The organism is Pseudomonas marincola, assembly GCF_900116605.1.
Classification (GTDB): domain Bacteria; phylum Pseudomonadota; class Gammaproteobacteria; order Pseudomonadales; family Pseudomonadaceae; genus Aquipseudomonas; species Aquipseudomonas marincola.
On the sequence record NZ_FPBC01000005.1, the window covers coordinates 80,244 to 98,762 of the forward strand.

The 18,519-nt window shown below is 59.9% G+C and carries 16 protein-coding genes; 4 read left to right on the plus strand and 12 right to left on the minus strand.

The annotated features are described in order from the left end of the window. Positions 1-5 precede the first annotated feature (5 nt). From BM395_RS09840 to BM395_RS09865, 6 genes are all read right to left on the minus strand, one after another. Positions 6-2,018 (minus strand): acetyl/propionyl/methylcrotonyl-CoA carboxylase subunit alpha, encoded by a 2,013-nt coding sequence (locus tag BM395_RS09840; RefSeq protein ID WP_090511215.1) that lies wholly within the window; start codon positions 2,016-2,018, stop codon positions 6-8. 15 nt (positions 2,019-2,033) lie between these two features. Continuing rightward, positions 2,034-2,828: an enoyl-CoA hydratase/isomerase family protein gene (locus BM395_RS09845; protein ID WP_090511217.1), complete on the minus strand. Its 795-nt coding sequence runs from the start codon at positions 2,826-2,828 to the stop codon at positions 2,034-2,036. Between the two features lie 48 nt (positions 2,829-2,876). Further along, positions 2,877-4,037 (minus strand): citronellyl-CoA dehydrogenase, encoded by a 1,161-nt coding sequence (atuD, locus tag BM395_RS09850; protein ID WP_090511220.1) that lies wholly within the window; start codon positions 4,035-4,037, stop codon positions 2,877-2,879. An 18-nt stretch (positions 4,038-4,055) separates the two neighbouring features. Continuing rightward, the gene (atuC, locus tag BM395_RS09855) at positions 4,056-5,672 is read right to left on the minus strand and encodes a geranyl-CoA carboxylase subunit beta (protein WP_090511223.1); all 1,617 of its coding nucleotides are present in this window, start codon (positions 5,670-5,672) and stop codon (positions 4,056-4,058) included. Positions 5,673-5,675: 3 nt separating this feature from the next. Continuing rightward, positions 5,676-6,548: an SDR family oxidoreductase gene (locus tag BM395_RS09860; RefSeq protein ID WP_090511225.1), complete on the minus strand. Its 873-nt coding sequence runs from the start codon at positions 6,546-6,548 to the stop codon at positions 5,676-5,678. Between the two features lie 79 nt (positions 6,549-6,627). Continuing rightward, positions 6,628-8,412: an acyclic terpene utilization AtuA family protein gene (locus tag BM395_RS09865; protein ID WP_090511228.1), complete on the minus strand. Its 1,785-nt coding sequence runs from the start codon at positions 8,410-8,412 to the stop codon at positions 6,628-6,630. A gap of 323 nt (positions 8,413-8,735) precedes the next feature. Between BM395_RS09865 and BM395_RS09870 the strand changes: the two genes are divergently transcribed. Next, positions 8,736-9,332, plus strand: coding sequence for a TetR/AcrR family transcriptional regulator (locus BM395_RS09870; RefSeq protein WP_170827742.1), 597 nt, complete (start codon positions 8,736-8,738; stop codon positions 9,330-9,332). A gap of 7 nt (positions 9,333-9,339) precedes the next feature. On the opposite strand, the gene BM395_RS09875 is transcribed toward BM395_RS09870, so the two are convergent. The 5 genes from BM395_RS09875 to BM395_RS09895 form a co-directional block, all read right to left on the minus strand. Continuing rightward, complete coding sequence (locus BM395_RS09875; protein ID WP_170860580.1) at positions 9,340-10,821, minus strand: hypothetical protein; 1,482 nt, start codon at positions 10,819-10,821, stop codon at positions 9,340-9,342. Beyond that, positions 10,796-10,963: a DUF2897 family protein gene (locus tag BM395_RS09880; protein WP_069899864.1), complete on the minus strand. Its 168-nt coding sequence runs from the start codon at positions 10,961-10,963 to the stop codon at positions 10,796-10,798. Before BM395_RS09880 ends, BM395_RS09875 begins: the two co-directional genes overlap by 26 nt. A gap of 92 nt (positions 10,964-11,055) precedes the next feature. Further along, on the minus strand, positions 11,056-11,820 hold the full coding sequence (eutC, locus tag BM395_RS09885; RefSeq protein ID WP_090511233.1) for an ethanolamine ammonia-lyase subunit EutC: 765 nt from the start codon (positions 11,818-11,820) through the stop codon (positions 11,056-11,058). 12 nt (positions 11,821-11,832) lie between these two features. Beyond that, positions 11,833-13,227 carry an ethanolamine ammonia-lyase subunit EutB gene (locus BM395_RS09890; protein ID WP_090511237.1) on the minus strand — a complete coding sequence of 465 codons (1,395 nt, stop codon included), beginning with the start codon at positions 13,225-13,227 and terminating at the stop codon, positions 11,833-11,835. Positions 13,228-13,579: 352 nt separating this feature from the next. Further along, on the minus strand, positions 13,580-14,926 hold the full coding sequence (locus BM395_RS09895; protein WP_069899862.1) for a class II 3-deoxy-7-phosphoheptulonate synthase: 1,347 nt from the start codon (positions 14,924-14,926) through the stop codon (positions 13,580-13,582). 229 nt (positions 14,927-15,155) lie between these two features. Between BM395_RS09895 and BM395_RS09900 the strand changes: the two genes are divergently transcribed. The 3 genes from BM395_RS09900 to BM395_RS09910 all read left to right on the plus strand — a co-directional run bounded on the left by BM395_RS09900 (position 15,156) and on the right by BM395_RS09910 (position 16,671). Then, entirely contained in the window at positions 15,156-15,503 is a 348-nt protein-coding gene (locus BM395_RS09900) for a hypothetical protein (RefSeq protein WP_090511240.1), read from the plus strand. Positions 15,504-15,586: 83 nt separating this feature from the next. Further along, positions 15,587-16,030, plus strand: coding sequence for a disulfide bond formation protein B (locus BM395_RS09905; RefSeq protein WP_090511244.1), 444 nt, complete (start codon positions 15,587-15,589; stop codon positions 16,028-16,030). Beyond that, positions 16,027-16,671, plus strand: a complete 645-nt coding sequence (locus BM395_RS09910; RefSeq protein WP_090511247.1) for a DsbA family protein — start codon at positions 16,027-16,029, stop codon at positions 16,669-16,671. Before BM395_RS09905 ends, BM395_RS09910 begins: the two co-directional genes overlap by 4 nt. Before the next feature lie 59 nt (positions 16,672-16,730). Here BM395_RS09910 and BM395_RS09915 read toward each other — a convergent pair whose 3' ends face one another. After that, on the minus strand, positions 16,731-18,518 hold the full coding sequence (locus tag BM395_RS09915; RefSeq protein ID WP_090511250.1) for an N-acyl-D-amino-acid deacylase family protein: 1,788 nt from the start codon (positions 18,516-18,518) through the stop codon (positions 16,731-16,733). Position 18,519 lies beyond the last annotated feature (1 nt).

The window sequence follows — 18,519 nt, forward strand, 5'->3', positions numbered from 1 at the left end:
GCGTTTCAGCCGGTAACGGCCTCGGCGTCTGCATGTTCGGGCTCGATCTCAATCAGTATCTGGCGATTGCGCACCTGATCCCCTTGGCGCACCTGAACACTGCTGATGATTCCGTCGATGCTGGCCTTGAGCGGGTGTTCCATTTTCATCGCTTCCAGCACCAACAACAGCTGGCCCTTGCTGACGCGACTGCCTATCTCAACCTGCACATCGACGATCGCACCATCCATGGGCGCCTTGACGGTGCCAGTGGTGGCGCTGGCCGCTGCGGTGACTTGGGCGTGGGTGACGTCGGTGAAATGCAGGTTGCCGCTGTGCCCGTAAAGCCACAGGCTGCCGCCCTGCAGATGAAAGGCAATACGTTTGCGCACGCCGTCGATCACCACGGTTGCGCGTCCCTGATGCAGTTCCAGCAACTGGATTTCCAGCTGTTGGTCATTGACGGTGACAGCCAACTGCGCCTGATTGCCGGCTTGCTTAACGGCCACTTGCAAGCCCACCCTTTGCTCCAGCACCTGCAGTTTCAGTTGCAGCGGTGAGCTTGCAACATTGCGCCAGCCGGACAAACTATTAGCGCCGACAGGTTGCTGCGCACCTGCTTGAAACAACAGCGCGCCAGCCAGCGCAATTTCATCGTTGTCAGGTGCCGCCGGGCTCAGGCTTGGGTCCTGTTGAAAATGCTCGGCAATAAATGCGGTGGTGGCATTGCCGGCTGCAAATTCCGGATGCTTGAGTAAATTAGCAAGGAACCGCTGATTGGCATTAACGCCAAGCAACACGCATTGCTCGACCGCACGCACCAGCTTGCGCCGCGCCTCTTCACGGGTTGCGCCATAAGCGATAATTTTCGCCAGCATAGGGTCGTAGAACGCCGAGATTTGCTGGCCTTCGCGCAGGCCGTGATCGATGCGGATGCCGTCCAGCAGCTCCGGCGACCACTGCAATACCGCGCCGGTTTGCGGCATGAAGTTATGCGTAGAGTCCTCGGCGTACAGGCGCACTTCCATGGCGTGGCCGTTGAGCTGGATCTGCTCTTGTTGCAGCGGCAGTGCCTGACCTTCGGCGACCATGATTTGCCACGCCACCAGATCCTGCCCGGTGATCAGCTCGGTGACCGGATGCTCAACTTGCAAACGGGTGTTCATCTCCAGAAAGTAAAATTCGCCATTGCTGCTGTCGAGCAGGAACTCGACCGTGCCAGCGCCGACGTAGTCCACCCAGCCAGCAGCTTTGATCGCGGCTGCGCCCATGGCGTTGCGCAGCATTTCGGTCATGACCGGGCAGGGCGCTTCCTCGACCACCTTCTGGTGGCGGCGCTGCACCGAGCAGTCACGCTCACCGAGGTACACCAGATTACCGTGCTGATCGCCAAACACCTGCACCTCGACATGGCGCGGGCGAATCACGGCTTTCTCCAGAATCAGCTCATCACTGCCAAACGCGTTCAGCGCCTCGGAGCGAGCGGTGCGCAGCTGCTCGCCGAGATGCGCCGCAGATTCGACGAGGCGCATGCCACGACCGCCGCCACCGGCGCTGGCCTTGATCATCAGCGGATAGCCAATTGCCTCGGCCTCGCGCGCCAGCGTGGCATCATCCTGCGCGGCACCCTCGTAGCCGGGAATGCACGGCACACCGGCTTCGAGCATGGCGATTTTCGACAAGCGTTTGCTGCCCATCAGATGAATCGACTCGACGCTCGGGCCGATGAACACGATGTTTGCAGCCTTGCAGGCCTCGGCAAATGCCGCGTTTTCCGAGAGAAAGCCGTAGCCCGGATGAATGGCATCGGCGCCGGTTTGTTGGGCGGCACTGATGATCGCGTCGATTTTCAGGTAAGACTGACTGACTTGCGCGGGGCCGATACATACCGCTTCATCGGCCAGCTCAACGTGGCGTGAGTCGGCATCGCTGCTGCTGTAAACCGCGACCGTGCGATAGCCTAATGCCTGAGCGGTATGGATGACCCGGCAGGCGATTTCGCCACGGTTGGCGATGAGAATTTTATTGAAAGCGGGCATGCGTGCGGCTCCTGCTTATTGCGCCCAACTCGGCGCGCGTTTCTGGACGAATGCCAGGGTTCCTTCGGCACCTTCAGCGCTCACCACCGACTCGGCGAATTGCTCTGCTGCCGCATCCAGCAACTCATTCAGTGGCTCTTGCTCGGTGCGCAGCAGCAAGGCTTTGGTTGCTGCATTGGCTGCCGGTGCGCAACGCTGAATATTCGCCAGTGTTGCCGCCAAACGCTGTTCCAATGCCGCGGTGTCGGGTTCGCTGAAATGCACCAGCCCCAGGCTGACGGCTTCTTCGCCGCCAAACCGGGCGGCTGTTAGGGCCAGCCGCCGCGCTTGCGTCAGGCCGATACGCTTGGCCACGAACGGGGCGATTTGCGCGGGCAGGATTCCCAGTGTGGTTTCGGGCAAGCCGAACTTCGCCGCGTGGCTGGCAATGGCGATGTCCGAGACGCACGCCAAGCCGAAACCCCCGCCGAGTACCGCGCCTTCAAGCACGGCAATCACCACCTGCGCCAACTGCTGGGCTTCTTCAAGCATGCTGCCGAACGCCCGGTTCAGCTCGCGGTAGGCATTTACACCAACGCTGCGTGCTGCCGCCATGTCCTTGATATCGCCACCGGCGCAGAAGTGCCCGTCTGCGCCGCGAATCACCACTGCGCGTATTGCTGTCTGCTGGCGCAGCAGGCTGAACACCTCGCGCAACTCGGTGACCATTTCCAGACTCATGGCGTTGCGGCTGGCGGGGCGGTTAAGGGTAATGCGCAGGCTGAAGTCGCAGACCTCAAGCAATAGCGTGTTGGTACTCGGCAGCTTCATGGGCGTTCCTTTGACAGAGGTGTTTGCCGTGATTGAGTCATCATCGACTCAAGCCTTTTTCTTGCCGGGCAAAATACCCATTAGCTTGCAGATGATGCCGAGCATGATTTCGTCGGCGCCGCCGCCAATCGAAACCAGACGCACGTCGCGATAGGCGCGCGACACCGGGTTGTCCCACATAAAGCCCATGCCGCCCCAATACTGCAGACAGCTGTCGGTCACTTCACGGCCCAGGCGGCCGGCCTTGAGCTTGGCCATCGATGCCAGCTTGGTGACATCCTTGCCGCTCACATACAGCTCTGTGGCGTGGTAGACGAGGGCGCGCAGGGCTTCGATTTCAGAGGCCAGTTCGGCCATGCGAAAGTGAATGACCTGATTGTCGATCAGCGGATTGCCGAAGGTTTTGCGCTCTTTGCAGTACTCGATGGTGGCGTCTACGCAGTGCTCCAGCCCCTTGATCATGTTGGCCGCACCGAACAGGCGTTCCTCCTGAAACTGCAGCATCTGCATCATGAAACCCGCGCCTTCGTGGCCGATGCGATAGCGCTGCGGTACACGCACCTCGTCGAAGAACACCTGAGCGGTCTCCGAGCTGCGCATGCCCAGTTTGTCGAGGTGCGGGCTCAGGGAAATTCCCGGCGTATTCATCGGCACCATAATCAGCGACTTGTTGACGTGCGGCTTGTCGTCCGAGGTGTTGGCCAGCAGGCAAATGAAGTCGGCGCTGGGCGAGTTGGTGATCCACATCTTGCTACCATTGATCACATAGTCTTCTCCGTCCTTGCGTGCGGTGGTTTTCAAACCGGCCACGTCAGAGCCTGCGCCCACTTCGGAGACACCAATGCAGCCGACCATGTCGCCGCTGATGGCCGGGCGCAAAAATTCGTCACGCAGCTCGTCCGAGCCAAAGCGGGCGAGGGCGGGCGTGCACATGTCGGTCTGCACGCCAAAGGCCATCGGGATGCCACCGCAGTGAATGGTGCCGAACTCTTCAGAGGCAACAATCGAGTAGCTGTAATCGAGGCCCATGCCGCCAAATTTTTCCGGTTTGGAAATACCCAGCAAGCCAAGATCACCGGCTTTCTTGAAGATTTCCTTGATCGGGAAACGCCCGTCCTTTTCCCACTCCTCAACGTGCGGGTTGATTTCCTTGTCGACGAAGTTGCGTACGGTGCGGCGCAGTTCCTGATGTTCTTGAGTGAAAATCATTTTTTATTATTCTCCGGATCAGAGGCGGGCGACGCCAAAGGTGTTGGATTTGAGCGGGCGCACCTGCGCTTCGGCGCAGATATCCAGCAAGAAACTCAAAAGGGTGCGGGTGTCGCGTGGGTCGATCAGGCCGTCATCCCACAAACTGGCGGTGCCGAACAAGGCTGTCGACTGGCTGTCGAGCTTTTGCGCGGTGACCTGTTCCAGCATGTCGAGCATCTTCGGGTCTGCTTCCTTGCCGTCCTTGGCGTGTTTGGCCTCGGTGACAATGCGCAGTACCTTGCCGGCCTGCGCGCCGCCCATGACCGCAGTTTTGCAGTTGGGCCAGCCAAAGATAAAGCGTGGATCGAGGCCGCGGCCGCACATCGCGTAGTTACCGGCGCCGTACGAGCCACCGACGACAAGCGTCAGCTTGGGCACCGTGGCGTTGGCGACAGCCTGGATCATTTTTGAGCCGTGCTTGATCACCCCGAGCTGCTCGGATTCGCTGCCAACCATGAACCCTGTGGTGTTCTGCAAGAACAACAACGGCGTGTTGCTTTGCTCGCACAGTTGGATGAACTGCGCGGCCTTGCTGGCGCCTTGCGGGGTAATCGGGCCGTTATTGCCAATCACGCCGCAGGGCTGGCCGGCGATGCTCAGGTGGCCGCAAATGGTCTGGTTGTCGTAGTTGTGCTTGAAGTCGAGAAACTCCGAGCCATCGGCAATGCGCGCAATAATCTCGCGCACGTCGTAGGGCTTCTTGGCATCGGATGGGACTACACCCAGCAGCTCTTCTGGCGGGTACAGCGGCTCGCGATAGGTGCGTTGCGGGCGCACCGGCAATTGCTGGTTCCACGGCAGCATGGCCATGATCTCGCGGGTAATGCGCAAGCCGTCGGCGTCGCTTTCCGCCAGATACTCGGCCGTGCCCGCTACCTCGGCGTGCATTTGCGCGCCGCCGAGCTCTTCGTCGGTGGCAATCTCGCCGGTGGCGGCCTTGAGCAGCGGTGGGCCGGCCAGAAACATCTTGGCCTTGCCGCGAATCACCACCACGTAGTCAGACAACCCCGGCTGATACGCACCGCCCGCCGTACTGGAACCGTGCACGACGGTGATCTGTGGCAACCCCATGGCGGACATCCGCGCCTGATTGGCAAAGCCCCGCGCGCCTTCGATGAAAATCTCGGCGGCATAATTGAGGTTGGCGCCGCCGCTTTCGGTGAGGGCGACTACCGGCAATTTGTTTTCCATTGCGATCTGCTGCAGACGCAGGGTTTTCTTCAGGCCGGTTGGCGAGATGGTGCCGCCTTTGATCGCGCTGTTGCTGGCCGTGATCAGGCAGCGGATGCCGGCGATGTAACCAATCCCGGAAATAATCCCTCCGCCTGCCTGGCTGCCATCTTTATCGTCATGCAGTTTATAGCCGGCCAGAGAGGCCAGCTCGAGAAACGGTGCGCCCGGATCAAGCAGCAGATTGAGCCGTTCACGGGGCAGCAGCTGGCCGCGCTTTTCGAACTTGGCCTTGGCCTCGCAGGCTTTCTCCAGACAATTGCGTTCGACATCGCGAAAACTGGCAATGGCGCTGAGCATGGCCTCGCGATTGCTCGCAAAGTCTTCGCTGTGCGGGTCTATTTCGGACTGGATCACCGGCATCGGTTATTCCCCTTTGAGAACGTCAGGCATGTAGGCGCGATGGAAACCATTGAAAGGATGGCTTTGCCCTGCTTTGGCTTTGCTCAGCGGGAACGCCCGGCCGCCCTGGCTGGCGGCGCCGTCGATGCGCACGGTGGTGCCGCTGATGAATGAAGCGCCTGGGCTAAGCAGGAAGACAATGGCGGCCGAAACCTCAGATTCAGTGCCGATGCGTTTTAGCGGAACATGCTCGCGCAGCAGCGGAATCGCGGCCTTGAAGGCGCCGTCGTAGGTGTCCATGCCGCTGGAAGCAATCCAGCCCGGCGCGACGGCATTCACCCGCACGCCCGCATGCGCCCACTCGAAGGCGGCGGTTTTGGTGAAGTTTTCCATGCCCGCCCGTGCCGCGCCCGAATGGCCCATACCGGGCATGCCGCCCCACATGTCGGCGAGCATGTTGACGATGCTGCCGCCGGTTTTATTCATGCTCTGATTGAACACCTCACGGGCCACCAAGAAACCGCCGACCAGATTGGTCTTCACCACGGCCTCAAAGCCTTTGAGGGTGATTGAAGCCAGTGGCGCCGGGTATTGGCCACCGGCATTGTTGACCAGATGATGGATGGCGCCGTGCTCGGCGATTGTCGCCGCGACCATCGCCTTGACCGACTCCTCATCGCGAATGTCGCAGGTGTGCAGGCTGACGCTGCCACCGTCCTGACTGATCTCGCCCGCGGTCTTTTCAAGCTTTTCAAGGTTGCGCCCGACCAACACCACATGTGCGCCGAGCGCCGCCAGTTCATGCGCGGTGCAGCGCCCGATGCCACTGCCGCCACCGGTAACCATGATGGTTTGCCCGGCGAACAACCCTGCTGAGAAGACTGATTGATAACTCATGCTGACAAATATCCTGTGTTTTGCGCGCGACAAGCTGCGAGCGGGCAACGGGTTAATCGGTAATTGGCAGGGCTTGGCTTCAAGCTAGCTCAGCGGCCAGTTCTGCTGGCACCGGTATTGGAATCTCCAGCAGTTGCTGGGCAAACGCCTTGCCCTGCGGGTCGATCCGCAGGCTGGCAACGCCGCCGCCACCGAGGCTGTTTTCAAGCAGGAAATTCAAACTATGGGTGCCAGGTAAATACCAGCGCGATACTTTGCTGTGCGGGCTGTCGAGTACATGTGAGAACCATTGAGCCACGGCTTCCGGGGTGAGAGCAGCCGCTATCCATGCCAGGTATTCGGGCTTTCTGGCCATGACACCAATATTGCTGTGGTCACCCTTGTCGCCGGAGCGGGCGACGGCGAGACGCACCAGCGGCACGCGTGAGCTGCCGGTTTCTTTCGGCAACGGCGCGGTGGCCGGTGTTGCTGGCTGGGCGGGCGTTGCGCGGTCTGGCAGCTGCACGGCGTGCTGCTGATCGCCGATGGCCACGTGCAGTTGGCACAGCTTTTTATCGGCCAAGAATGAGAACAGGCGGATCACCGGATACACCGTCGGGCGGCCCCCGACAATCCCGGTCAGGCCCGGCGCCATACCGGTTGCGGCTTGGGCAATCTCACGTGAAAACAACACCAGCGCTTCTTTCTTGGCGTGACGCACGCCGATCTTTATCACCACCTCACGCGTGTCGTCGCGCAGGGCGTGGCTGCCGTACGTGGCTTCGCTGCCGAGCAATTCGATGCACACCTGCGAATAGTCGCCCCAGCCGCGCTCGGCGAACATTTCACTGGTCTTGTCGATAATCGCTTGACTGACTCGCTGGGCTTTCTTGACCGCATCAATGCCTGCCATCAGGCAGCTGGCGGTGCAGCGGAAGCCGTCTGGATAGGTCGCGCTGACTTTATATTGGTCCGTCGGCGGCAGACCTTTGGCGCCACGCACGGACACCACGTTCTCGGCTGTTTGCTCAAGCGTGACCTGCGAGAAGTCGCAGATGACATCAGGCAGTAAGTAGGCCTGTGGATCGCCGATTTCATAGAGCATCTGCTCGCCGACTGTCCAGGGCGTCACCAGCCCGCCGCTGCCTTGAGGTTTGCTAACGGTGAAATCGCCATTGGCGGCGACCTCGACCACAGGGAAGCCGATGTGGGCGTAATCAGGCACGCTTTGCCAGTCGGTGAAATTGCCACCGGTGCACTGCGCGCCGCATTCGATGATGTGGCCAGCCAGGGCGGCTTGGGCGAGTTTGTCGTAAGCGTCCCAAGGCCAATGGAATTCGTGCACCAGCGCGGCGCTGACCACGGCGCTGTCGACCACGCGGCCGGTGATGACGATGTCTGCGCCATGCTTTAGCGCCTCAACAATGCCCAGCGCGCCCAGATAGGCGTTGATCGAGACGCAGAACGGCGGTAAAGGCTCGCCGCTGAACATCTCGCGAACATCACTGTTACGCAGTTCGCTGTGTTTGGGTTGCAGGTTGTCGCCATGCACAACGGCAATTTTCAGGTTGACCCCGGCCTTTTCACAGGCCGCTGCCAGCGCCTGCGCACAGGCTTGTGGATTAACCCCGCCAGCATTGCTGATGACCTTGATCTGTTTGGCCGCCAGTGTTGGTAGCAGCGGCTCGAGCACCTCGACAAAATCTCGCGCGTAGCCTGCGTCGGGCTGTTTCATGCGTGCGCCGGCCATGATCGACATGGTCACCTCGGCCAGGTAATCGAAAACCAGATAATCCAGTTCGCTACCGTTGACCAACTGCGCAGCGGCGGTGGAGGTGTCGCCCCAAAATGCCGAGGCACAGCCAATGCGGATGGTTTTACTCATGCTCAGGCCCCTGAAACAATTGCGCTAAAAGTTGCTGGTTGACGCTGGCGTCTTCAGCTTTGTTGTTATTGCCAGCGGATTTGCGGTTGCAAATACCGGCTGTGCGTTAGCGTTTTGCAATGGCTTCAACACTACCAAGCAAGCGCTTGGTTGAAAAGTCTTTGTGCGCAAATTTCAGAAAATTTAGCCAAGCGCTTGCTTGGTGGGCCTGTGCAGAATAAATTCCTGCCTTACAACTGTTGGGCTGAGAAGGCGCTGCAGGTCATGCAGCAGTGAGCCGGTGGAGAGAATGTCGCGTGAATGAACAACAAGCCCATGCAGTTATGCAGCAATTGGTCGCCAGTGGTCAGGTCACAGACCCTGAAAGTGCTCGCGGTAAATTGCTGCAAATGGCTGCGCATCTGTTTCGCAGCAAGGGTTTTGATCGCACCACAGTGCGTGATCTGGCGGGCGCTGTAGGGATTCAATCAGGAAGTATCTTTCATCACTTCAAGAGCAAGGATGAGATTCTGCGCTCGGTGATGGAGGAAACCATTCGTTATAACACCGCCTTGATGCGCGATGCGTTGGGGCAGGCCGCGAGCACCCGTGAACGCATGCTGGCGCTGATTCGTTGCGAGTTGCAGTCGATTATGGGCGGCACCGGCGAGGCGATGGCGGTGCTTGTGTATGAATGGCGTTCGCTGTCGGACGATGGCCAGCAATTCATTCTGGCCTTGCGTGACGAGTACGAGCAGATCTGGCTCGATGTGCTCGAAGAGGCGCGCGTGCAGGGCGAGTTCAGTGGCGACCCGTTCATCATTCGCCGCTTTCTCACCGGCGCGTTGAGCTGGACCAACACTTGGTTCCGTTCAGAAGGCCCGATGAGCCTTGATCAGTTAGCCGAACAAGCGCTTACCTTGGTGATTAAACCGGCGTAAGCCCCGCTTATGGCGCCGCGCTGAAATAGCGCTCGATCAACAACGGATCATCGAAATGCGCACGGCCGATGAAGGCTGTCGCATGCCGGCCCCATTGGCGCATGCTGCCTGGCGCGTGTACGCCGGATGGCCAGAGTACCCAGCGCTCCAGTCGCTCAGTGCCGCTGATCAAGCCGTCTGGTTGATAGAGGCTCTTAGTGCCTTGGCCGTGGTCAAGCTGGCGCAACTGATCCAGCGAGGCTTGCTGATAGGTGATCGGCACGCTGGCGCTGGTTCGCTGGTCCACCCAGACCAGCGCGTGCTCTCTGGCGCTTAACCACAATGTCGCGGGCTTGCTGGTGTCAACAGCCACCAGCCGATGTGGACGGCTTTCTTCATCCTGCGCTTGGCTGAAGCGTAGGGCAGAGCTTTGCGGCACAAAGAAACTGTGCCAGCAGCCACAGGGGTGAATGCTGTCGTACAACATGGCAGCGCTTTGATCATCAAGAGTTACGCGCCAGATCAGCCCGTCGAGATCGCCGCCGAGCATGTCCAGCGGATTGGATTTGGGGCGCTCGCGAAACCACATCTGGTAGATCAGTTGCAGATGCCAGCGCCCGTCAATCCGGCTCCAGCCCGTATGCTGATATATCACCGGCAACGGGCTGAACTGGCGCTCGCCTTGCGCATTAAAACGCGGTTGGCCGATACGATCCGCCGGGCTTGCTTGTTCAACGTTTATCAGTGGTGCGTGCCTGGCAAATAGCGCCTGCAATTGCTCAGCGTCAACTTGCGGCAAGCCCAGTGCGTCAAACGAGAACTTAGTCGGAAGCATTGAGGTATCTGTGGCCACCGGCTGGTAATTCAGCCAGCGGGCAGAGTCTTGCGGCGCGGTCGTGGTGGCGGCCTCAGTTTGCCACTGGGCAATACCTTTGCGGTACAAGGGTTTGAGCAGAGGGTAGAGGCCCAATGCGCGCGCCCATTGCGAATAGTCATCGGCAACTGCGCTGGCGCTGCGCAGTTGATCCAGCGTCGATGGATCGCTCACAAGCTGTTGAATCTGATTGTTGCGGCAGGCATTCAATCGCGCTTGGAAGGCCGGATTATCCAGCCCGTTGCGTGCAGAGGCGGGCAGGTTGCGTTTTTCAATGGCACTGGCGGCAATGTCATTGGCTGCCAGTCGCTGCAGCCACAGCCGCTGTTGCTCCGGGCTTATTGCCTGGCTTGCGAGCAGCGCATCGAGGCGACTGCTGCGCAGGCCGTAATAGCCGTCAATCTGCGAAAACTGGCCATCGCGCGTGGCCGCCGTAAGCTGATCGCGCGTGGCAAACAGTTGCTCGCAGGATTGTTCGGACGAGACAGGTTGCTGGCTGCAGCCAGCCCCTGTCAGCAGCAACAGTGATGTGAGCGCGATGCGCAGGCTGGCAGGCGTTATTGCCAGAAACGCTGCGCATTGGCCGGGCTGCCTAGAAACCAAGATGCGCTCAGGCGTCGCGCTGGTCCTTGGCATCTTGTTCGGCATTACGCTCGTGTATCCGTTTCAGTTGCTCTTCATCGAGTGGCAGGGGTTTGGCGGTGTCACGCAACACCATCAAACCGCCAACAATGGAGCCGAGCACCACGATGATTAACAGCCAGATATACCAAGGCATACAAAAACTCCCTTTAGGCTTGAGTCTGCAGCTTACTCCGGCGCTGGCGGGCTGTCAGGTTGTTCGCATGTGCAAGTTGCAGCAAGCGCGCCTCAGGGACTGATTTTAAGCTGGTTGCTGTCATCCTTGAGTGACACGCCGGAAAGTTGCAGGCGCAGCGACTCGCGGGCCAGATAGTCGAGTTTTAGCGCGGCCTGCGCATACGGCAAGCCTTCGGGGCGCACGTTGGAGATGCAGTTGCGTTGGCTGTCCATGCTGCCGTGCGCAGGTTGATAGGTCAGATAAATTCCCAAGCTGTCGGGCGAACTCAGGCCCGGCCGCTCTCCAATTAACACGATCAACAGACGCGCGCGTAATGCCACGGCAATGCCATCGCCAATGGCAACGCGGCCTTGTTCGGCGATGACCACAGGTGTGTTGGCCCAGTCGGTGCTGAAGCGTTCGCGAAAGGCCTTGAGCAACGGCAGCGAATGACGCTGGGCGGCAATTGAGGACAGGCCATCGCAGATGACTACAGCCAGTTCGGGTGCGGGCAGCGCGTGTTCCAGATAAATGCGGCTTTCATCGTGTAGCTGCCGGCCGTAATCCGGGCGCAGCAAATAGGTTTGGCGATCCTGCGCATTGCTGTGCACGTGCAATGTGCGAAAGCCTTCGGCATGCAATTCGTGCTTGAGGTGGGTGAAGTCCAGTGGCCGGTGCACGGCATCGCGCGCCTGCGCATGGGCCAGGCCAAATTTTAGCACTTCGCGGGTCGGCAGGCTTGAGCCGACGCGGCCCAGTGCGATGCGGGCATTGGTGTGGCTGCGCAGCTCATCCCACGGATTGGCCTGAATCAGGGTTTTATCGTCATTGTGCATGCGTACGACTCCTCAGGCGGCACCGGAAATAAAAGGCAATTGCTGGAGCAGGTGATGGCCCCGGCCAATTTCGCGCAGTTGGCCGGTGGTGTCGGTAATGGCCATTTTGGCCAGCCAGGCATCGAACTCGGGGGCGCGTTTGAGGCCGAGCACGCTGCGCAGATACAGGGCGTCGTGGAACGAGGTGCTCTGGTAGTTGAGCATGATGTCGTCTGCGCCGGGAATGCCCATGATGAAGTTGATGCCTGCCGCGCCGAACAGCGTCAGCAAGGTGTCCATGTCGTCCTGGTCGGCTTCGGCGTGGTTGGTGTAACAGACGTCGCAGCCCATTGGCAGGCCCAGCAATTTGCCGCAGAAGTGATCTTCAAGTCCGGCGCGGATGATCTGTTTGCCGTCGTACAGGTATTCCGGGCCGATAAAGCCGACCACCGTGTTGACCAGTAATGGCTTGAACTCACGGGCCACGGCATAGGCACGCGCCTCGCAGGTTTGCTGGTCGACATCGTGGTGGCCGCCTGCCGAGAGCGCGCTGCCCTGGCCGGTCTCAAAGTACATGAGGTTGTTGCCCACTGTGCCGCGCTTGAGCGACTGCGCGGCGTCGTGGGCTTCACGCAATAGCGCCAGATTCACGCCGAAACTGCTGTTGGTCTTCTCGGTGCCGGCGATGGACTGGAACACCAGATCAATTGGCGCCCCGGCTGCAATCGCCTGTATCTGGGTGGTGACATGGGTGAGTACGCAACTCTGCATGGGGATATCGAAGTGCTCGCGCACCTCATCGAGCATCTGCCACAGGCGCATCAGCGTCGATAACGAGTCGCTGGCAGGGTTGATGCCGACCGTGGCATCGCCCGAGCCGTAGAGCAGGCCGTCGAGCAGGCTGGCTGCAATACCGCGCACATCGTCGGTGGGATGATTGGGTTGCAGGCGCACCGACAGATGACCGGGCAGACCGATGGTGTTGCGAAACGCAGTGACCACGCGGCACTTTTTGGCCACCAGAATCAAATCCTGATTGCGCATCAGCTTGCTCACGGCAGCGGCCATTTCCGGGGTAATGCCGGCAGTAACAGCGGCCAATGCCTGGCTGTCGGTGCTGTCGAGCAGCATCCAGTCGCGCAAGTCGCCGACGGTAAGATGGCTGATCGGGGCAAACGCGGCCTTGTCGTGAGTGTCGATGATCAGGCGGCTGACTTCGTCCAGCTCATAAGGAATCAGCGCCTCCTGCAAGAACTGCTTGAGCGGCACATCGGCGAGGATGATTTTCGCCGCCATGCGTTCCTCGTACGTGGCCGCAGCCAGACCTGCCAGATAATCCCCGGAGCGCGCCGGGCTCGCCTTGGCGAGTAAGGTCTTGAGGTCGACAAAGCGGTATTGCAGCGCACCTACAGCGGTTTGATAAAGCAAAGCCTGCACTCCAATTGCGAGCGGTTGCGGCTGTAATGTCTGTCAGCAACCGGCGTAATCAATAGCGCGCCGATGTTGGGGCGCCGCGTTGTTGCAATTACCTGCAGCCAGCATGCCACAGCGCTGCAAGCCAGCGATTGCCAGCCTGCTGCAGTTAAGGCGCAGGTTGAAATCGGTGTTAATGCTGCGTGCTGGTGCACGTCGTGCAGCAGCAGTGCATGGCGCTACAGGTAAATGGCGTTCATGGCTACGCTACGCCCGGAGCGGGGCGGTTGGCGAGCACAATCAACAAGTGAGGATGCAGAGAGGCGGACGTGACGGCGAATAGCAGGGCGCTATTCGCCGTCAGTAATTAACGGCGTACTTGCTTAAGGGTTTCCGCGATCATGAAGGCCAGCTCCAGCGACTGGTCGGCATTCATGCGTGGGTCACAGTGGGTGTGATAACGGTCAGACAGGCCGGCTTCGGTGACAGGGCGCGAGCCGCCGATGCATTCGGTGACGTTCTGTCCGGTCATCTCGATGTGGATGCCACCGGCGTAGCTGCCTTCAGCCTGATGCACGGCGAAGAACTGTTTGACCTCAGCTAGAATCTGCGCGAAATCACGGGTCTTGTAGCCGTTGGACGCCTTGATAGTGTTGCCGTGCATCGGGTCGCAACTCCACAGCACCTGGCGGCCTTCGCCCTGAACCGTCTGGATCAGGCGCGGCAGGCCTTCTTCAACCTTGCCGGCGCCCATACGCACGATGAGGTTGAGGCGGCCCGGATCGTTATCCGGGTTGAGAATGTCGATCAAGCGGATCAGCTCTTCGCTGTTCATGCTTGGGCCAACCTTGACCCCGATTGGGTTTTGCACGCCGCGTAAGAACTCGACATGCGCGCCGTCAAGCTGGCGCGTGCGGTCGCCGATCCAGAGCATGTGCGCGGAACAGGCGTAGTCACGCCCCGTCAGGCTGTCGGTGCGTACAAAGGCTTGCTCGTAGTTGAGCAGCAAGGCTTCGTGAGCGGTGAAGAAGCTGGTTTCGCGAACTTGCGATGAGCCATCCATGCCGCAAGCGCGCATAAAGGCGAGGGTTTCATCGATGCGGCTGGCTAGTGCGCTGTACTTCTCGGCCAGCGAGGCGTTGGCGATGAAGTCGAGGTTCCACTGGTGTACCTCATGCAGGTCGGCAAAACCGCCCTGAGCAAAAGCGCGCAGCAGGTTCAGCGAGGCCGTTGACTGGTGATAGGCCTGCAGCAAGCGCTCCGGGTCTGGCACACGGCTGGCAGCATCGAAGTTGATGCCGTTGACGATATCTCCGCGGTAAGCGGGCAGGGTAACGCCGTCGAGGGTTTCGTCATTGGCGGAGCGCGGCTTGGCGAACTGGCCCGCCATACGCCCGACTTTGACTACCGGGCAACCGGCCGCGAAGGTCATGACGATGGCCATTTGCAGCAGCACTTTGAACGTGTCGCGGATCTTGCCGGCGCTGAACTCGGCAAAGCTTTCGGCGCAGTCGCCACCTTGCAGCAGAAATGCGCGACCCTGAGTGACCTCGGCAAACTGGCGACGCAGCTCACGGGCTTCGCCTGCAAATACCAGTGGTGGATAGCCCGCCAGCGTTTGTTCGACGCTGGCCAGTTTGGCGGCGTCCGGGTATTGCGGCTGTTGCTGGATGGGTTTGCTTCTCCAGCTGGTAGGGCTCCAGGGTTGCGACATGGTGGCTCTCGGCTCTTCAGTTTGGGCAGACCTGAATGGTAACCGATTGGCATAAGGCTTCAAAAGCATCGCTTTGATAGGCGGACTATATCGACGGCCGTGCTGCACCGGCCGTTGGTTGTAGCAATCAGTAAACAATTGCCTGTGCCAGCAAAGCGCTCAAGCTTGCCCCTCGCCGAGCGCCTGTGCTGGAATGCCAAATCTTCTGCGCTCCCTCGGTTTGCCCTGAATGCCCGGCCGCCTGTTCACCCAGAAATTGCTTCGCGCGCTGAGCCTGGCTTTTTTAACAGTCTGGCTTTGGCAGACCAGTGCCTTGCTCACCGGCATTGAAGCGCCAGTAAGCCTGCACAGTGGCGCCGCTAAAGGTGCGGTGACGCTGAGCTGCATGCTCTGCACCGCCGAGAATCAGGCATCCGCCACAGCCGATCATGCACACGAGCCGCCATCGCTGGTGAGCGCTCTGCTGCTGCCAGCACAGCCAGGCACTGCAATGCCTGACAGCAAACGGGTCGTGGGTGAGCCGCTACGGCCGGTTTATCACATCGAACGCCCGCCACGGTTCTTGTTGCCGAGCTAACCCTTGGCCGCTTTGCGGCTCCGGACTTGTGCAATTAAGGATCAATCTATGCAATCGTTTTCCCTTTCGCAGGGCGCGGCGTCATGAGCGCGTCCGACACAAGCGCTCACGCGTTCAGTAGCTGGTGCCTGCTGCTTGCAGCCTGGCTGCTGGCGCTGGTGGCCACATTGAGTGCGCTGTTTATCGGCGAGGTCATGGGGCAGGCGCCCTGTAATCTGTGCTGGTTTCAGCGCGCATTCATGTTCCCGCTGGTGATTATTCTGGCAGTGGCCAGCTATCGTTCGGATTTCGCCGTGTGGCGTTATGCGCTGCCCGTTGCCGGCGTTGGCGGGCTTATCGCGCTGTATCACAGCCTGCTCTATGTCGGCGTGTTCGGCGACAGCATCCAGCCCTGTGGCGCGGGTGGCTCGTGTTCCGGCAGCAACATGACTATTTTCGGCGTTGTGCCGTTGCCCGTTCTTTCGCTGATTATTTTTAGCCTGATCAGCGCACTTCTTTTGATTATTTCCCGGAGATCCAGTCAATGAGCAAACGTTTAACTGTGCTCGTCATCGCGATCGTTGTGCTGCTCGGTTTTGCCGGTGCGGCGATTTTCTACAACTCAACCAAAGCGCCAGAACCCAGCACGGCAGAGGTTCCGAAATCGAGTTCGCTGGTGCGTTTTCACTCACCGGTAATTGGTGTTGCCAATGCGCCGGTGACGATTGTCGAGTTCTTCGACCCGTCGTGCGAGGCGTGCCGCGCGTTCTTTCCGCTGGTGAAAAAACTGATGGCCGACAACCCCGACGATGTGCGCCTGGTCCTGCGTTATGTACTGTTCCATGACGGTTCGGAAACCGCCGCGCGAATTCTCGAGACCGCGCGTAAGCAGGGTATTTATCCGCAGGTTTTAGAGGCCGTAATGGCGGCGCAGCCGCAGTGGCATGATGATCCGCAAGTGTTGCAGGCTTGGGCCGCTGCAGAACGTGCCGGGCTGGATCTGGACAAGGCGCATGCTGAGTTGATGTCCGCAGACATCAGCGCAACGCTGGAGAAGGATGCTGCCGATGCCAAGGCTATCGGCATCCGTCAGACGCCGACGTTCTTTGTCAATGGTCAGCCGCTGGAGAGTTTTGGCGCCAAGCAGCTGATTGATCTGGTCAACCAGCAAGTGACTCAAGCCCAGTAGGCTTACGCAATTCTCGCACCTTCAGGCGCAATGCCTGCAGGTGCGGTGTAGTTGCGGGCTTAGGCAACGGCCGGATTGAAACCCTGCGCCTGTTCGCGTTCAAGCACTTCGCGGCTCTCCAGGAACTGGCCAAAGCCTTGTTCCTTGCCGAGTGCAGCGACGAACTCACTGCCGCGCCGGTAAGCCACGCGGCCATTGATAATGGTCGCTTCCACGGCGTCATCATTGCGCTTGACCACGCGCTGCAAGCCGAGCACGTCCATCGGCGCTTCAGTGAATTCATCCACCGCCGCAGTCAGCCCTTCTGGGTTGATGATCACCACATCTGCACGGTCGCCGACGCGAATGTGCCCGGCATCAATCCCCAGCCAGTCGCCCAACTCGCCGCTGACCCGATGCACACCGCGTGCAGTGGACATGAACGGCTTGCCAGCGATTTGTGCATCACGCACATATTTGAGCAGGCGCAGTGGAAAGTTGTATTGGGCAATCGAGCGCAGGTGCGCGCCCGAATCGGCAAAGCCCGGATGGGTCCATTCACTGGCCAAGAGCTTGTGCATCACTTCCGGGCGATGATTGCCGTAGCAGGTTTGCCACTTCAGCGCGTCGCGGTATTCGCTGGCGATATCAAAGTAGGCATCCACTGCGTCGACGCCGCGTTCGCGGCCGAGCTGTTCGAAGTTCTTGCCGACCATGCTCGCATCGGGGCAGGCCGTTACCCAGCAGTCCGAGAAGTCGCGGTGCCACAGGCCGATGGTGAAAATCGCTTTGACGTGCTTCTTGAACAGCGCACGGAATTGCGGGTCGTTGACCTTGGCATAGATTTCGTCCGGGTCTTTCAGATTACGCAGGATCTCCCCAGCGCCAAACTCCTCGAAGGCGTTGACGTTAAGCCCTTCAAGGTTGAGCAGGAACGGTGCCGGCAGGGTCTGCCAGCGGAAGTTGCCGCGCAGCAGTTTGTTAGCGATCCAGCCGGAGAAACGCGTGAAGCGATGCAGCATCGGCTGCGATTTAAGGTCTAGCGCAGTGAGCATGGTGCTCTTCAGCGGACGGCGGAACCAGCCGTGAGCCTGCCACAAGAATGCAAATACGTTGACCTTGGTGACCGCGTCCGGCGCGCCCTGCATGATTGCGTTGCGTTTGCGCAGCACGGCAAACAGGCGCGAGAACTCTTTCCAGTTAGCGAAAGTCGAGGGCAACGGGCTGGACCAGGCCCGGTCGCCGTCCATTTTGTCGAGGCGTGTGGTCATTACCGACAAACCCAGGCAACCGGCGTCCAAGGCTTCTTCGAGCAGCTGCTCCATGCGCTGCAATTCCGCCTCGGTCGGGGTTACCTTGCTGGTCGCGCGCTCAAGCCCCATCACCGCGACACGCAGTTCGGAGTGGCCAAGGAACGAGCAGAGGTTCGGGCCCAGCGGATGCTTATTGTAGAAGGCGCGATAACCGGCGGCATCGTTCCAGGTTTTGCGTTCTTGAAGAATCGGCAGCACGTATTCGCGCGGCACGGCTTCTACGCGGGTGAACAGGTCTGAGCAGTCTTCGGCATCGGCCAGCACCATGCTGATCGAGCAGGAGCCGACTGTCACCGTGGTTACGCCGTGGCGCACGGACTCTTTGAGCGCGGGTGCGGCGATCACTTCGGCATCGTAGTGCGAGTGGATTTCAATGAAGCCGGGCGTCAGCCACTTGCCGCTCGCGTCGATGACTTCGGGGCAACCGGTTTCGTCCAGCGGGCTGAGGCTCACGGCGTCGATGCGGCCATCGTTGATTCCGACATGACGAATCTCTCCGCCATGGGCGGAACCGTCGAAGTACGCTGCATTTTTTATGATTATTTGATACGGCATA

Bases quoted from the DNA above. Each gene is read 5' to 3' on its own strand.
- BM395_RS09845 (WP_090511217.1), bottom strand. From the start codon at position 2,828: ATGAAGCTGCCGAGTACCAACACGCTATTGCTTGAGGTCTGCGACTTC.
- BM395_RS09915 (WP_090511250.1), bottom strand. From the start codon at position 18,518: ATGCCGTATCAAATAATCATAAAAAATGCAGCGTACTTCGACGGTTCC.
- BM395_RS09860 (WP_090511225.1), bottom strand. From the start codon at position 6,548: ATGAGTTATCAATCAGTCTTCTCAGCAGGGTTGTTCGCCGGGCAAACC.
- BM395_RS09865 (WP_090511228.1), bottom strand. From the start codon at position 8,412: ATGAGTAAAACCATCCGCATTGGCTGTGCCTCGGCATTTTGGGGCGAC.
- BM395_RS09900 (WP_090511240.1), top strand. From the start codon at position 15,156: ATGCCCGGCCGCCTGTTCACCCAGAAATTGCTTCGCGCGCTGAGCCTG.
- atuC (WP_090511223.1), bottom strand. From the start codon at position 5,672: ATGCCGGTGATCCAGTCCGAAATAGACCCGCACAGCGAAGACTTTGCG.
- BM395_RS09870 (WP_170827742.1), top strand. From the start codon at position 8,736: ATGCAGCAATTGGTCGCCAGTGGTCAGGTCACAGACCCTGAAAGTGCT.
- atuD (WP_090511220.1), bottom strand. From the start codon at position 4,037: ATGATTTTCACTCAAGAACATCAGGAACTGCGCCGCACCGTACGCAAC.
- BM395_RS09905 (WP_090511244.1), top strand. From the start codon at position 15,587: ATGAGCGCGTCCGACACAAGCGCTCACGCGTTCAGTAGCTGGTGCCTG.
- BM395_RS09840 (WP_090511215.1), bottom strand. From the start codon at position 2,018: ATGCCCGCTTTCAATAAAATTCTCATCGCCAACCGTGGCGAAATCGCC.
- BM395_RS09875 (WP_170860580.1), bottom strand. From the start codon at position 10,821: ATGCCAAGGACCAGCGCGACGCCTGAGCGCATCTTGGTTTCTAGGCAG.
- BM395_RS09880 (WP_069899864.1), bottom strand. From the start codon at position 10,963: ATGCCTTGGTATATCTGGCTGTTAATCATCGTGGTGCTCGGCTCCATT.
- BM395_RS09910 (WP_090511247.1), top strand. From the start codon at position 16,027: ATGAGCAAACGTTTAACTGTGCTCGTCATCGCGATCGTTGTGCTGCTC.
- eutC (WP_090511233.1), bottom strand. From the start codon at position 11,820: ATGCACAATGACGATAAAACCCTGATTCAGGCCAATCCGTGGGATGAG.
- BM395_RS09895 (WP_069899862.1), bottom strand. From the start codon at position 14,926: ATGTCGCAACCCTGGAGCCCTACCAGCTGGAGAAGCAAACCCATCCAG.